This is a genomic window from Pauljensenia sp. C0254C2, from assembly GCF_056583835.1.
Genome location: NZ_JBWPJO010000017.1, coordinates 1 through 13,735, shown reverse-complemented (window position 1 = coordinate 13,735; position 13,735 = coordinate 1). Strand labels below are relative to the sequence as shown.

The window sequence follows — 13,735 nt, the reverse complement described above, 5'->3', positions numbered from 1 at the left end:
GACCCAGACATACGCTCTATGAAGGAGGACGCAATGGGGATGGAAGCTCCCGTTAATCCGACAACAACCTCAGCTTGGGGACAACTCGACGAGTTGGCAGAAGTCTTTGTTCCTGACTTGCGCGGATGGTTCGAGAGCGAGCCGAACCGTGCCCAGCAGTGGACGCGACGCGTGGGTGACCTGCACGTGGATCTGTCGAAGAACCTCATCACCTCCGACGTTCTGGAGCGCCTCCTTGAGCTGGCGCAGCAGTGCAACGTGGGGGAGCGGCGCGACGCCATGCTGCGCGGCGAGCACATCAACGTCACCGAGGACCGCGCAGTGCTGCACACCGCCCTGCGCCGCGCACCCGATGACGTTTTGGAAGTTGACGGTGTCAACGTGGTCAAGGATGTGCGCGCAGAACTCAAGAAGATCTACGCCTTCGCGGACAAGGTTCGTGCAGGAAAGTGGTTGGGCGCCAGCGGAAAACCGTTGACGACAATTGTCAACGTCGGCATCGGCGGATCCGATCTCGGTCCCGTCATGGCATACGAGGCGCTCAAGCCGTACGTCCAGGATGGCATCGAATGCCGCTTCATCTCCAACATCGACCCGACCGATGCGGGAGAAACAACGAAGGACCTTGACCCTGAGACCACGCTGATCATCGTGGCCTCGAAGACATTCACAACCCTTGAGACAATCACGAACGCCAAGGTCGTGCGTCAATGGCTGCTGTCCGGGTTGCGCGAACGCGGCATCATTGCCGAGGGTGGCTCTGCCGAATCGGCGGGCGCCGCTGGTGAGCAGAGCGCCGGAACGGTGAGTGAAAGAGAAGCGATCTCGCGCCACTTCGTTGCGGTGTCGACTGCTCTGGACAAGGTCGAAGAATTCGGCATCGATCCTGCCAACGCGTTTGGATTCTGGAACTGGGTCGGCGGGCGCTATTCGGTGGACTCCGCGGTTGGTACGTCCCTTGTGGTGGCAATTGGTCCGGAACGCTTCGAGGAATTCCTCACCGGTATGCGCACGGTTGACCAGCACTTCGCGACCGCCAAACCTGAAGACAACGTACCCCTGCTGATGGGTCTGCTCAACGTGTGGTACGGCAACTTCCTGGGTGCTGACACTCACGCGGTTTTGCCATATTCACAGTATCTGCACCGTTTCCCTGCTTACCTGCAGCAGCTCACGATGGAGTCCAACGGCAAATCAGTGCGCTATGACGGGGCTCGGGTGGACTACGACACGGGTGAAATCTTCTGGGGTGAGCCTGGCACGAATGGTCAGCATGCTTTCTACCAGTTGATTCATCAGGGGACCCGCATGGTGCCGAGCGACTTCATCGCATTCGCCAACCCGACGTGGAATCTGCGCGACGAATGTGCCGGTGAGAATGGTGCCGATATGCATGAATTGTTCCTGTCGAACTTCTTCGCTCAAACTCAGGCACTGGCGTTTGGCAAGACTGCTGAGGAGGTACGCGCGGAAGGCACTCCCGAGGAAATCGTGCCGGCACGCATCTTCGGTGGAAACCGTCCGACCACGTCGATCATGGCACCCAGCCTGACACCGTCAGTTCTGGGGCAGTTGATAGCTCTGTACGAGCACATCACCTTTGTCCAGGGCGCGATCTGGGGGATTGACTCCTTCGATCAGTGGGGTGTGGAGCTTGGTAAAGTGCTCGCCCGCGGCCTGATGCCTGCCATTACCGGCGATGAGGACGTCTTGGCGTCGGTGGACTCTTCGACTCGCGCGCTGATCGAGTACTACCGCGCCTACCGGCGGGACTAAGCAACCGATGGGTAAGCCGACGGGGTGACTCAGCGCCGTATATCTGAATGCTTGCCAGTGGCTGCAGGAACTGAGATAGTTCCTGCAGCCACTTTTGTGTGCGGTGAGCTAACGACGGTGTAGCTCATGGTAGGACTCGGGCGCTTCAGTACGAAGATTCTAAGTGCCGACATTCGGTCGCGGTCGGCATTTATAAGAGAGGTAGAAACTCTGTGGACGACATGGTAAGAAAAACATACACACCGGCACATAAGTCGGTGCAGATAAAATCTCAACAACACGGCAGTAGGCCAAGGATGTTCCCCGAGTTCTGACATCCTAGAGGGGGAATCTCAAGAAAGCCGAAATGGAGGCAAACGTCGAGGGATGGAGTCCGTGATGATTGTCGGGTTTATTGTGGCTGTAGTTCTAATCCTTCTGATCGCCGCCGCAGCGGTGGTTGCGCGGCGAAAAATGCCGAGCAACCGGACCGACTACTTCACCGCCAAGTACGGCGGTTCAATCGACCGCATGTTAAGAGAATCTCCCGTTGATAAAGACTCACTGCGCCTCATCCGCGACACCGATAAACGCGGCGAAATCAGGGCAACGCGGGCCCTCATCAAGCAAGATCCTGTCCCGCTTGAAGTTGCAGTGGAGTTTATCCGCCGCCTGTAAACGACGCGAAGGGTACTTCCCGCCAGTAAACGTGTGGCCGCCCCGGAAGGGGCGGATGCCTTCTCCGATGGCTCAAACTGCGGAGCGCCTGACGGCCCAAGCCCCGCGGCGCGGGCATGCTGTACGAATCACCGTGAGCACGCCCGTGCATCTACCGCGCTCACCGTGTTCCGGCAGCTACGTGCTCCGACAGTTAGTTGTATCGGAACGCGTCGGTTGACAGGCGAATCTCATCCGCATCATCACCTGAACCAGCAGACTGTGAGTCATCAGAGTCACCCTCGTCGTCCTCGTCCATTACGGCGAGGGCGTCGAGGAACTCTTCATGCGAATCTGAACACTCGAACGCAAAGCGAGCCAAAGCCTCCGGCGACGTCGTCTTCTCCAAATCAACAAGCGCCTGGTCAACATCGAAGTCGGCCTGAGGCCACGACGGATTGATGTCGATAAGCGTGCGGCGCAGAATCTCTGAAACCGCCAATCGCGCATACCACTTGCGATCAGCGGGGACAACATACCACGGTGCGTCATCAGTGGAGGTCCGCGAAATCACTTCCTGATACGCCTGCTGATATTGCGACCACTCATTGCGCACCACCAAGTCGCCAGTCGAGAACTTCCAGTGCTTGTCACGACGGTCGAGGCGCTCACGCAGCCGCTCCCCCTGCTCTTCAAAAGAAATCGCAAGGAAAATCTTGATGATATGAATACCCTTTTCCAGGGTGCGCTTTTCGAAACGCCTGATGGCGCGGTAGCGATCTCGAAGGGTCTTGTCGTCGACGACCCATGAGCGCCCATGCTCATCATCGTGACCCACCAGTTTTTGCGCCGTCGGCACCAAGACATCCTCATAGTGGGAGCGGTCAAACACGCCAATCATTCCAGGTTCGGGAAGCTCGCGGCGAATGCGCCACAGAAAATGGTGCTTGAGTTCTTCTTTCGTGGGGGCTTTGAACGCCGCCAGAGACACGCCCTGCGGGTCCACCAACCCCATCACATGCCGCACAATGCCGCCCTTACCGGCGGTATCAAGCCCTTGGAGGACGATCAACACTGCTTCAGAGCTGCCGTTATCGCTGTGAGCCTGCGCAAAGAGTCGTTCCTGCAGCTCGGCCAGATCAGTTGCCTGATCTTCCATAGCTTTCTGGCCGTCCTTCTTACCCTCGTCCCAGCCGGGAGTCTTGTCACGGTAAATGGTTGCCAAATCCAGCTCTCCGTGAACGGCAAGCAGTTTGCGCGGATCAGTTGTCCAGCCTCGCTGCCGGGAAGAATCCATCGTCGAGGCACGTGTAGGCACGGCATCTGCTCGGTCGGCGCGCTTCTTTTTCTTCTTCGAACCCATGGGTGACATTTTAGTGACGAGGGCGACTCTTTTACACCTTAGAAACGCCTGTAAACGCGGAAAAGATCGACCGTTTTGCACAGAGTCGTCGCAAACTTGGGACTGCTTTCCCTAGTAAAGGACAAAATTGCGCCGTAGGCTTGTCATGAGAGCTCGGAGCACGGATCCGGGCCGGAACGCGAACCCTACCGGGAACGCTCGATCATTCAATCAAGGAGTTCCACATCATGGCTCAACCCAAAATCGTCACCGTAACCGGTGCCGCTGGAAACATTGGATACGCGCTGCTTTTCCGCATCGCATCAGGCGCAATTTTCGGACCCGACGTTCCAGTCAAGCTTCATCTGCTGGAGATCCCTCAGGCTGTCAAGGCAGCTGAAGGCACAGCCATGGAGCTCGACGACTGCGCATTCCCGCTGCTGGCCGGCGTCGACATTTTCGATGACGCCACCAAGGCATTCGAGGGAACCAGCGTTGGCCTGCTCGTGGGTGCACGCCCGCGTTCGAAGGGCATGGAGCGCGCTGACCTGCTTGAAGCCAATGCCGGAATCTTCGGACCTCAGGGTGCCGCAATCAACGCTGGCGCAGCCGATGATGTGCGCGTCCTGGTCGTGGGCAACCCCGCCAACACGAACGCCGTGATCGCAGCCAACGCTGCGCCCGATGTGCCAGCCGACCGCTTCACCTCCATGATGCGTCTGGATCACAACCGCGCCATCAGCCAACTGGCCCACAAGACCGGTGCAGCTGTCAGCGACATCAAGAACATTGTTGTGTGGGGCAACCACTCGGCCGACCAGTACCCGGATGTCTCCTACGCCACCGTTGACGGAAAGCCGGCCACCGACCTGGTTGACGAAAAGTGGCTCGACGAGGAATTCCGCCCTGTCGTTGCCAAACGTGGCGCCGCCATCATCGCCGCACGTGGCGCGTCCTCAGCGGCATCGGCAGCCAACGCCGCAATCGACCACATGCACACCTGGATCCACGGCACGCCCGAAGGTGAATGGGTCACCGCTGGTGTCCATTCAGATGGCTCGCACTACGACGTTCCTGAAGGCTTCTCCTTCGGCTTCCCGGTGCGCGCAGTGAACGGCGAATACCAGATCGTTGAAGGCCTCGAAATCTCCGAAGCCACCCGCGCCGGCATCGACCACAACATCAAGGCTCTGCAGGAAGAATACGACGCAGTGAAAGCCCTCGGCTTCATCAAGTAGTTCTCGCCAGCAGGACAGTCCAGAAGAACGCTGGAACGCCCTCCCTGACTTGCTCCACGAGCAATAATCAGGAGGCGCATCCAGCGTTCTTTTTGTGCTGTGACTGGCATACTTGAATATGGGTGCGCCATCCCTGTTTTCAGAGATAGAGTTTGTTATCACTTCAACGATGCAGTGTGGAAACAATATCGAAAGGATTCAAATGATTGGGTTCCTCATAGCGACTGCCACGACCGTGGTTGTGGCGTATCTGATTTTTCACCGTTATCATCCGCAGACCGTCCTGATTTTTTCCGGTCTATTTATGCTGCTTTGCGCTATTCCACTGTCAATGAAACCATTGATGGATGAAGACCAGACCACTGGCTCGGCGTTCCTGGATGTCTTCGACCAGATCACTCAGACGTTCGGGAATCTAGGTGCCAAGCTCGGTCTGATCATCATGGCGGTCGGCGGTTTCTCGCTGGTCATGGACCGAGTCGGTGCATCATCAGCACTGGTCGCCATCGCAACCAAACCGCTCCAGAAGATCAACAAGCCCTACGTTGTTCTTGCCTCCACCTACATCCTGGCTCAGACACTGTGCTTGATCATTCCATCGGCAGCTGGCCTGGCGATGCTGCTGATGGTGACCGTCTATCCGCTCCTGCGATCCCTGGGAATCTCGAAACTGTCTGCCACGGGCGTTATCGCGACCGGCAGCTGTCTGGACCTTGGCCCTGCTTCCTCAAACGCCAATATGGCGGCCCAGACGTCCGGCATGACCGTCCAGGAATATTTTATTCAGTACCAGCTGCCCGTCGCACTGGTGGTCGTCGCATCGGTGTTCATCCTCCATTACTTCGTCCAGCAGTACTTCGACCGCAAGGCCGGAACTACTCCCGACAAAGCAGACTGGGATGAAATCAAGGCTGAGCTCGCAGGTATTAAAAGGTCCTCGGGCGGAAAGTCGGCCCTGGCACAACGCGCTGCAAATGGTGGGTCCGACACCGCCGCCAAGACCAAGGCGGACACCAAGGAAGCTGAACGTGTCGACAAGCCGACCCCGAAGGCATACGCGCTCCTTCCATTTACGCCACTGGTCCTGCTCATTGTTTTCTCGCCTTTCGTGATTACCAGCATCAAAATGAACGTGGCAACTGCCATGATTATTTCCGGAATGCTCGCCGTTATTTGCGAAATGATTCGCTACCGTTCATTCCAACGCGGCGCGGACGCTTTCTCCGTTTTCTTCGAGGGCATGGGTCGCCAATTCGTCAACATCGTGACACTCATTGTCGGCGGCCAGATGTTTGCTGCCGGTTTAACCCAGCTCGGGTTTATTTCGTTCATTATTGATGGCGCCGAGCGATTCAATATGGGGGCAATTCCGATCACCATCATCATGACGTTGGTGATCTTCCTGTCAGCGGTCCTGATGGGCTCCGGCAACGCACCGTGGTTCGCGTTCTCAGAACTTATCCCCGACATTGCCAAACCCCTGGGCGTTGACACCGTGTTCCTGGCTCAGCCAATGGAACTGGCATCAGGCATCGGTCGCTCCATGTCGCCTATCGCAGGCGTCGTGATTGCAGTTGCCGGACTTGGTGATGTCAGCCCGGTCGACCTCGTCAAACGAACAATCCCCGTCATGATCCCCGCTTACGTGATCATGGTCACCTCGTCGATCGTGTGGGATTACCTGCTTCGAGCCCTCATTTAAGGAGGAAACATGGCACTTTTACCAATGCAGATCGCTGAAACACTCACATCGAATGTCGACGCCATGACCGATGACCTGGTCCAGTGGCGCCGCGACTTCCACGCACATCCTGAACTCGGATTCCTCGAGTACCGCACCACGTCGATCATCGTCCAGCATCTGCGCGAGTGGGGCTATGAGGTCCTGCAGGGAAAGGACGCGTGCCTGTCTGAGGAGCGAATGGGACTGCCCAGCTCCGAAGAAGATGAGGCCGCAATCGCCCGCGCGATTGACGAGGGTGCCGACGCCGACTTTGTTCACTCGATTGCCGGAGGACACACGGGTACTGTGGCAATTCTCCGCAATGGGGACGGCCCCACTGTCGGCATGCGCTTCGACATTGACGCGCTGCCGCTGCAGGAATCTTCAGAAAAGGGGTACTACCCGGCGGATGAGGGTTTTAACTCCATTCACGCCTCCACCATGCATGCGTGTGGACACGACGCTCACATCACGATGGGGCTGGGTGTTGCCCGCACAATGGCACAGATGAAGGACTCCTGGTCAGGAACGCTGAAGATTTTGTTCCAGCCCGCTGAAGAAGGCGTTCGCGGAGCGAAATCGATGGTGGCCGCCGGCCATGTCGATGACGTCGACGTCATGTTCGCGCAACACGTGTGGCCACACGACTTCGAAGAATCCGACTACGCGCCCGGATCCGGCGGGGCTCTGGCCACCACGAAGTACGACGTGAATCTGAAAGGACTGGCAGCTCACGCTTCAGGCGCGCCGCAAAAAGGCAAGAACACCATTCTCGCCGCGTGCACCGCAGTGTTGAACCTGTATGCGATTTCGCGCCACTCAGAAGGGGCGACCCGCGTGAGTGTCGGCAAGATCGTTGCCGGCGATACCCGCAATATTGTCGCAGATCATACACACTTTGAGATGGAAGTTCGCGGTTCAACGACCGAGATCAACGAGTACATGGAGCACCGAGCCCGCACCGTGATCGAAGCGGCTGCACAGATGTATGAGTGCGACTACGAGATCGTGCGCATGGGAGAGGCCATCTCCCTGGATTCCGATCCGGACCTGATGGACCGAATCGCTGAAGCTGGCGAGTTGGTGGGCGTACGCGCCAATGACCCGAAGTGGGTGGAAATGACCGCTTCCGAAGACTACGCATTCATGATGAAGCGAGTCCAGGACAACGGCGGAAAGGCCTCATTGCTGCTGATCTTCACTCCGTCGAAGGGCGGCCTGCACTCCGTCGAGTTCACGGTGGATGAAGCTGTCCTGCCCAAAGGAGTGCGCGTCATCAGCGCAGCCGCCATCGCGGAAATGCCAGCCGCACACTGACCGAGTTCACATCGTTATGGCGCCGAGTGGTCGCATGCATGCGACCACTCGGCGCACACCACGTATCAGAAGCGGTGGACTGGATTAGGCCGGAGTGCCTGTGAATCATTACCCTTAGGACTATGGAACATGATTCGACAGTGCCCCCCTCGACAATCGACAAGCTTGTCATTACTCTTTCCTGCCCGGACCAGCCAGGAATTGTTCACGCGGCCTCCGGCATCATGAGCGACATCGGTGGCAACATCATTCAGTCGCAGCAATTCGGTGACCCGGATACCGGCCTGTTCTTCATGCGAATGGAAGCTGAATCACCTGTCGGTCGAGGTCCTGTCGAAGAAGGCCTGACACGAATCGCCGACAAGTTCAACGCCACCTGGCGCGTCGACCAGTTGGGGCGACCGCTTCGCACCGTCATTATGGTTTCGCGCGAAGGGCACTGTCTCACGGACCTGCTCTATCGGCAGCGCTCTCAAGGTCTGCCTATCGAAGTGGTTGCAGTTGTCGGTAACCACCCTGACCTCGCGCCGGTCGCACAGTTCTACGGCGTCCCCTTTCTCAGTATTCCGGTCACCAAGGATTCAAAAGTGCGCGCCGAGGCAGAACTTCTTGACCTCATCAAGTCCGAGCAGGTTGAATTGGTCGTCCTGGCCCGCTATATGCAGATCCTGTCTGATTCGGTATGCCGTGAAATGGCCGGACGCGTCATCAATATTCACCACTCATTCCTGCCTTCGTTCAAAGGCGCGCGCCCATACGCCCAGGCTCACGAACGCGGCGTCAAACTCATCGGCGCAACCGCGCACTACGTTACAGCCGACCTGGACGAAGGGCCGATCATCGAGCAGGACGTCACGCGAGTCACGCACGCCGATTCCACCCGCGACATGGTGGAGCTGGGGCAGGATGTTGAACGCCGAGTCCTCGCGCAGGCAGTGCGTTGGCATGCTGAACGCCGTGTCCTGATGAACGGCAACCGAACCGTCGTATTCTCCCGCTAGTGTCCGCACTGGCGGTTTCCGCAGCGGAACACAGTTGATAAGATGAATCTGTCGCAACTGGCGAACAGGTGGGATGACCACCGGGGAGCGAAATAGGGTTGTCGCGGTCGCCCGCCTGGGCCACGCAACCGAGCGAGGAACGGCTGGGGCCATCCTCGCCAATAGTGAAAGCCAGACAAGCGAATTGAAAACTGGAGCAGCAATGAGTGATTCTCTCAACTCCCATACGTTGGCCGAACTCGATCCTGACATCGCAAAGGTGCTGGATGATGAGCTGAACCGTCAACGCGCCACCCTTGAAATGATCGCGTCGGAAAACTTTGTCCCGCGTGCAGTCCTGCAGGCTCAGGGATCAGTTCTGACCAACAAGTACGCCGAAGGATACCCGGGACGCCGCTACTACGGCGGGTGCGAGGCAGTGGACGTTGCTGAAAGTCTCGCAATTGAACGCGCCAAGAAAGTGTTCGGTGCCGATTTCGTCAACGTGCAGCCACACTCAGGCGCGCAGGCCAATGCCGCCGCGCTCATGGCGATGGCAAAACCGGGGGACACGATTTTGGGTCTGTCCTTGGCTCACGGCGGCCACCTGACACACGGAATGCGCATCAACTTTTCCGGCAAGATGTACCACGCCACCGCATACGAAGTTGACCGCACAACAATGCGTATCGAGCCTGACCAGGTGCGTGAAGTGGCGCTGCGTGAGCGTCCCCGTGTGATCATTGCCGGCTGGTCGGCCTATCCTCGTCACCTTGACTTTGCTGCTTTCCGCAGCATTGCCGACGAGGTTGGCGCTGCGCTGTGGGTTGACATGGCGCACTTTGCCGGCCTCGTTGCAGCCGGACTGCACCCAAGCCCACTGCCCCACGCCGACGTGGTGACCACGACGGTCCACAAGACACTGGGGGGTCCCCGCTCCGGCATGATCCTGTCCGCGCGCGGCGAGCAGTGGGGCAAGAAGCTGAATTCTGCTGTGTTCCCAGGTCAGCAGGGTGGCCCGCTGATGCATGTGGTGGCTGCCAAGGCCGTAGCAATGAAAGTGGCTCAGACCCCGGAGTTCAAGGACCGCCAGGTCAGAACTCTTGCTGGCGCGCAGAAACTTGCAGAGCGTCTGGGACGCGACGATGCGAAGAAGGTCGGCATCAAGCTGGTCACCGGCGGCACCGATGTGCACCTGGTGCTCGTTGACCTGGTTGATTCAACTCTTGACGGCAAGCAGGCTGAGGATCTGCTGCACGAAGTCGGCATCACGGTCAATCGCAATGCTGTGCCGTTTGACCCGCGCCCACCGGCAGTCACATCCGGTCTGCGTATCGGAACGCCGGCGCTGGCTACGCGCGGTTTTGGTGATGAGGAGTTCACCGAAGTTGCCGACATCATCGCGACCGCACTGGTTCAGGCGGCCTCCAAGGAGACAGTGGATATGGAGGGTCTGCAGGCGCGCGTGCGTGCACTGACTGATGCCTTCCCGTTGTACGACGGGCTGCAGCAGTGAGAGCGCCGTGGGAAGGTGCCGCACAGGTACTGGATGGGAAAGCCACCGCTGCTGCTATAAAGGGCGAGCTTGCTGAGCGCATCTCACGTCTGCGTGAAGCCGGTGTTCATGCAGGACTGGGAACAATCCTGGTGGGTGAAGATCCCGGGTCAGTGACCTATGTTGCCGGCAAACACCGTGACTGTGCGGAGGTTGGCCTCGAGTCGATTCGCATTGACTTGCCCGAGTCGGCCTCTCAGGCTGATATCGAGCAGGCTGTCGACCAGCTCAACGCTGATCCTGCCTGCACGGGTTTCATTGTGCAGCTTCCGCTACCCGTCGGGGTCGATTCCCAGGCCGTGTTGGAGCACATCGATCCGGATAAGGACGCTGACGGCCTGCATCCGATGAACCTGGGCCGCTTGGTGCTGCGCGCAAAAGGTGACATCACCTCGCCCCTTCCGTGTACGCCGCGCGCCGTCATTGAGCTGTTGGAGCGCTACGGCGTGGAGCTCAATGGCGCGAATGTATGCGTGGTTGGCAGGGGAGTGACCGTCGGCCGTTCGATTGGATTGCTGCTGACCCGTAAGAACATCAACGCGACCGTGACGCTGTGCCATACGGGCACGCGCAACCTCGCTGAACAGGTGCGCAATGCTGACGTGATTGTGGCTGCGGCTGGCTCGCCGGGACTGATCACCGCTGACATGGTGCGTGAAGGCGCGGCGGTGCTCGATGTTGGCGTTTCTCGCGTGACGGAAGCTGATGGCCGGGCGCGGCTGCATGGAGATGTGGCCGACGGAGTTGATCGTGTTGCGGCATGGCTGTCACCGAATCCCGGTGGCGTCGGGCCGATGACGCGTGCCCTCCTGTTGGCGAACGTGGTTGAAATGGCTGAGCGACAGGCGGGTTTCTCCGCTCAGGTGTAGATGCGCAGGTGTGAGCTTAGTGCCTTAACTGTTCATGTTCGCGGTGCTGTGGGCTTTCCAACTGGAACGTGGAATGCGTGATCGTGACGGGGAAGTGGTCCTGTACGCAGCTGGCGAGTGTGTGCAAAATGTCGGATCGCTCGTGCTCGTTCAACTCGGGTTGGACGGTGACGTGAGCCGTCAGGGCTATCACTCCTGTCGCAATGGTCGAGGCATGCAGGTCATGCACGTCTTCGACTCCTTGAACATGGAGCATATGCTCACGCACCGTTGCCAGTTCCAGGCCGGGTGGTGTTTCCTCCATCAGGATCGCCACCGAGCGGCGTAAAAGCGTGATCGCCCTCGGAGCCATCATGCACGCGATGAGCAGTGAGGCAAGGGCATCCGCTTGGAGCCATCCGCTGAAATGGGCGACGACCGCACCGATGATGACCGCGACCGACCCTAACGCGTCGGTGGCAACCTCGAGGAACGCTGCGCGCATGTTCAACGAGGAACTGCGGCCCCCCATCAGCACGAGTAGGGAAGCGACGTTTGCAGCCAGGCCGAGGATACCGACGATCAGCATGATGCGGGTGTCGAGTTGCTCGGGGTTCATGAAGCGGCCGATGGCTTCATATGCGATCATCACGCAGATCGCGGCGAGCATACCTGCCTGCAGTGCCGCTGCGACAACTTCGGATCGTGCGAGACCCCATGTGAATCTGTCGGTGCGCGGGCGCAGCGAAAGGTGAGCCGCGATCAGCGCAATCACCAGCCCGGTGGAGTCCACCGCCATGTGGCCGGCATCTGCAAAAAGTGCGAGTGATCCTGAAAGTGCGCCGCCGATTGTCTCGACGAGGAGGACAGTTGCCGTAATGGACAAGGCTGCAATCAGACGCCCTCGGGAACTGGCAGCATGCGAGTGCGAATGTGAATGCGAGTGGTCGCTTGCAAGCGACTTCTCGGCGGATGTGGGCCTGCTGTGGGGTGATGATTGCTCCGACTCCTCGCAGCAATCGCGATGCTCGACATCGGGCGACATGGCGTCCTTTCGCTAGGTGACAACGAAAATCAATACCCCAAGGGGGTATCCTTGGTTGGCTATAGAGTAGCCATTTCTCGCTGCCTTGCCAAGTCCGTGATGTCGAGTGGTCGCTTGCAAGCGACCACTCGGTGAAGTTTCGGGCACAATAGAGGCATGCTGAACGTCACGACTGTCAACCTCAACGGGATCCGCGCTGCCGCTAAACGAGGACTGAACGACTGGTTGAACCGCCAGCACCCCGACGTCCTCCTGATGCAGGAGGTGCGCGCGCCGGAAGAAGTGACGCGTGAGATTCTGGGGTCGCAGTGGCATGTTGTGGCCGTGCCATCGCGGGCGAAAGGGCGTGCGGGCGTAGCAGTCGCTGTCCCGATTGAGAACGAGGCGCTGATCGGAGACGTGCGGACAACGCTGGACGACCAGGAAAGTGATGTGGATTCGGGTCGCTGGCTGGAAGTAGACCTTGAATTTGCCACTCCACTGACGCTTGTGTCGGCGTATTTCCATTCGGGCGAGAAGGATACACCGAAGCAGGATGCCAAGATGGCGCACCTGCCGAGGGTGTCAGCGCGCATGAGCGAACTGTTGAAAGCTGCGAATTCGGCGAAGGGGCGTCAAGCTCTCGTTGCGGGAGATTTCAACATCGTTCGCTCCGAATTGGACATCAAGAACTGGAAGCCGAACCACAACAAGCGTGCCGGAGTGCTCGACGAGGAAATTGCCTTTGTGTCGTCATGGGCCGAGGGTGGCTGGTGCGACACCGTCCGCGAGCTTGCGGGGGATGTCCAAGGCCCATACACGTGGTGGTCGTGGCGAGGCAAAGCATTCGATAATGACGCCGGGTGGCGCATTGATTATCAGTTTGTGACGCCGGATCTGGCGCAAAAGGCACGGTCCTTTTCGATTGATCGCGCCGCCTCTTACGATGCGCGCATGTCAGACCATGCCGCTTTGACCGTGTCGTATGAGTTCGATTAATTGCAATCACACCCGTTGAAGAACAGCAGTGTGTGCGAGCCAGATCTCCTGAAAAAATAGGCTCTTTCCGATCTGACGACGCTCGCCAGTCTTCTACCTCATGACCCTGGATCGCCCGCACGATACTGCTGAGTTTCAAACGTTCACGTGTGGTGCGTTGCTAGTTTTGCTGAATAGTGTTGCGTTGCTTGTGCTGTTCGTTTGCGACTGTTCTTCCTGTTTAGTGTCCGTGGGTTTTTTCGGCGTGGTCGGTGAGGACTTGGTGGGGTTTGGTTAACAGGAATGGGGCGCTGGTTT

The 13,735-nt window shown here is 58.5% G+C and carries 11 protein-coding genes and 1 riboswitch; of the genes, 9 read left to right on the top strand and 2 right to left on the bottom strand.

The features are described from left to right. Positions 1-33: 33 nt before the first annotated feature. Positions 34-1,776 (top strand): glucose-6-phosphate isomerase, encoded by a 1,743-nt coding sequence (pgi, locus tag AC1DA5_RS09800; RefSeq protein ID WP_058237104.1) that lies wholly within the window; start codon positions 34-36, stop codon positions 1,774-1,776. A 378-nt stretch (positions 1,777-2,154) separates the two neighbouring features. After that, positions 2,155-2,433, top strand: coding sequence for a hypothetical protein (locus tag AC1DA5_RS09795; RefSeq protein ID WP_154955707.1), 279 nt, complete (start codon positions 2,155-2,157; stop codon positions 2,431-2,433). 193 nt (positions 2,434-2,626) lie between these two features. On the opposite strand, the gene AC1DA5_RS09790 is transcribed toward AC1DA5_RS09795, so the two are convergent. After that, positions 2,627-3,775 carry a PPK2 family polyphosphate kinase gene (locus AC1DA5_RS09790; protein WP_257590291.1) on the bottom strand — a complete coding sequence of 383 codons (1,149 nt, stop codon included), beginning with the start codon at positions 3,773-3,775 and terminating at the stop codon, positions 2,627-2,629. 227 nt (positions 3,776-4,002) lie between these two features. Here AC1DA5_RS09790 and AC1DA5_RS09785 point away from each other — a divergent pair, with 227 nt between their 5' ends. The 6 genes from AC1DA5_RS09785 to AC1DA5_RS09760 all read left to right on the top strand — a co-directional run bounded on the left by AC1DA5_RS09785 (position 4,003) and on the right by AC1DA5_RS09760 (position 11,436). Next, complete coding sequence (locus AC1DA5_RS09785) at positions 4,003-4,992, top strand: malate dehydrogenase (RefSeq protein WP_058237102.1); 990 nt, start codon at positions 4,003-4,005, stop codon at positions 4,990-4,992. Between the two features lie 118 nt (positions 4,993-5,110). After that, entirely contained in the window at positions 5,111-6,694 is a 1,584-nt protein-coding gene (dcuC, locus tag AC1DA5_RS09780; RefSeq protein WP_092648753.1) for a C4-dicarboxylate transporter DcuC, read from the top strand. Between the two features lie 9 nt (positions 6,695-6,703). Then, a complete protein-coding gene (locus AC1DA5_RS09775; RefSeq protein ID WP_070724917.1) occupies positions 6,704-8,032 on the top strand; it encodes an amidohydrolase in 1,329 nt (442 codons plus the stop codon). Positions 8,033-8,154: 122 nt separating this feature from the next. Next, on the top strand, positions 8,155-9,033 hold the full coding sequence (gene purU / locus AC1DA5_RS09770) for a formyltetrahydrofolate deformylase (protein WP_092648751.1): 879 nt from the start codon (positions 8,155-8,157) through the stop codon (positions 9,031-9,033). Between the two features lie 43 nt (positions 9,034-9,076). After that, positions 9,077-9,161, top strand: a riboswitch (ZMP/ZTP riboswitch). Positions 9,162-9,235: 74 nt separating this feature from the next. Next, positions 9,236-10,528, top strand: coding sequence for a serine hydroxymethyltransferase (gene glyA, locus AC1DA5_RS09765; protein ID WP_058237098.1), 1,293 nt, complete (start codon positions 9,236-9,238; stop codon positions 10,526-10,528). Further along, positions 10,525-11,436 (top strand): bifunctional methylenetetrahydrofolate dehydrogenase/methenyltetrahydrofolate cyclohydrolase, encoded by a 912-nt coding sequence (locus AC1DA5_RS09760; RefSeq protein WP_070724921.1) that lies wholly within the window; start codon positions 10,525-10,527, stop codon positions 11,434-11,436. Before glyA ends, AC1DA5_RS09760 begins: the two co-directional genes overlap by 4 nt. Before the next feature lie 16 nt (positions 11,437-11,452). Here the strand turns inward: AC1DA5_RS09760 and AC1DA5_RS09755 are convergent, their stop codons facing one another. Next, complete coding sequence (locus AC1DA5_RS09755; protein WP_070724925.1) at positions 11,453-12,460, bottom strand: cation diffusion facilitator family transporter; 1,008 nt, start codon at positions 12,458-12,460, stop codon at positions 11,453-11,455. Between the two features lie 156 nt (positions 12,461-12,616). Here AC1DA5_RS09755 and AC1DA5_RS09750 point away from each other — a divergent pair, with 156 nt between their 5' ends. After that, positions 12,617-13,438 (top strand): exodeoxyribonuclease III, encoded by an 822-nt coding sequence (locus tag AC1DA5_RS09750; RefSeq protein WP_058237095.1) that lies wholly within the window; start codon positions 12,617-12,619, stop codon positions 13,436-13,438. The last annotated feature ends 297 nt before the right edge of the window (positions 13,439-13,735 follow it).

Excerpts from the sequence above, each read along its gene's own strand:
- pgi (WP_058237104.1), top strand. The coding sequence starts at position 34 with ATGGGGATGGAAGCTCCCGTTAATCCGACAACAACCTCAGCTTGGGGA.
- AC1DA5_RS09795 (WP_154955707.1), top strand. The coding sequence starts at position 2,155 with ATGATTGTCGGGTTTATTGTGGCTGTAGTTCTAATCCTTCTGATCGCC.
- AC1DA5_RS09790 (WP_257590291.1), bottom strand. The coding sequence starts at position 3,775 with ATGGGTTCGAAGAAGAAAAAGAAGCGCGCCGACCGAGCAGATGCCGTG.
- AC1DA5_RS09785 (WP_058237102.1), top strand. The coding sequence starts at position 4,003 with ATGGCTCAACCCAAAATCGTCACCGTAACCGGTGCCGCTGGAAACATT.
- dcuC (WP_092648753.1), top strand. The coding sequence starts at position 5,111 with ATGGGTGCGCCATCCCTGTTTTCAGAGATAGAGTTTGTTATCACTTCA.
- AC1DA5_RS09775 (WP_070724917.1), top strand. The coding sequence starts at position 6,704 with ATGGCACTTTTACCAATGCAGATCGCTGAAACACTCACATCGAATGTC.
- purU (WP_092648751.1), top strand. The coding sequence starts at position 8,155 with ATGGAACATGATTCGACAGTGCCCCCCTCGACAATCGACAAGCTTGTC.
- glyA (WP_058237098.1), top strand. The coding sequence starts at position 9,236 with ATGAGTGATTCTCTCAACTCCCATACGTTGGCCGAACTCGATCCTGAC.
- AC1DA5_RS09755 (WP_070724925.1), bottom strand. The coding sequence starts at position 12,460 with ATGTCGCCCGATGTCGAGCATCGCGATTGCTGCGAGGAGTCGGAGCAA.
- AC1DA5_RS09750 (WP_058237095.1), top strand. The coding sequence starts at position 12,617 with ATGCTGAACGTCACGACTGTCAACCTCAACGGGATCCGCGCTGCCGCT.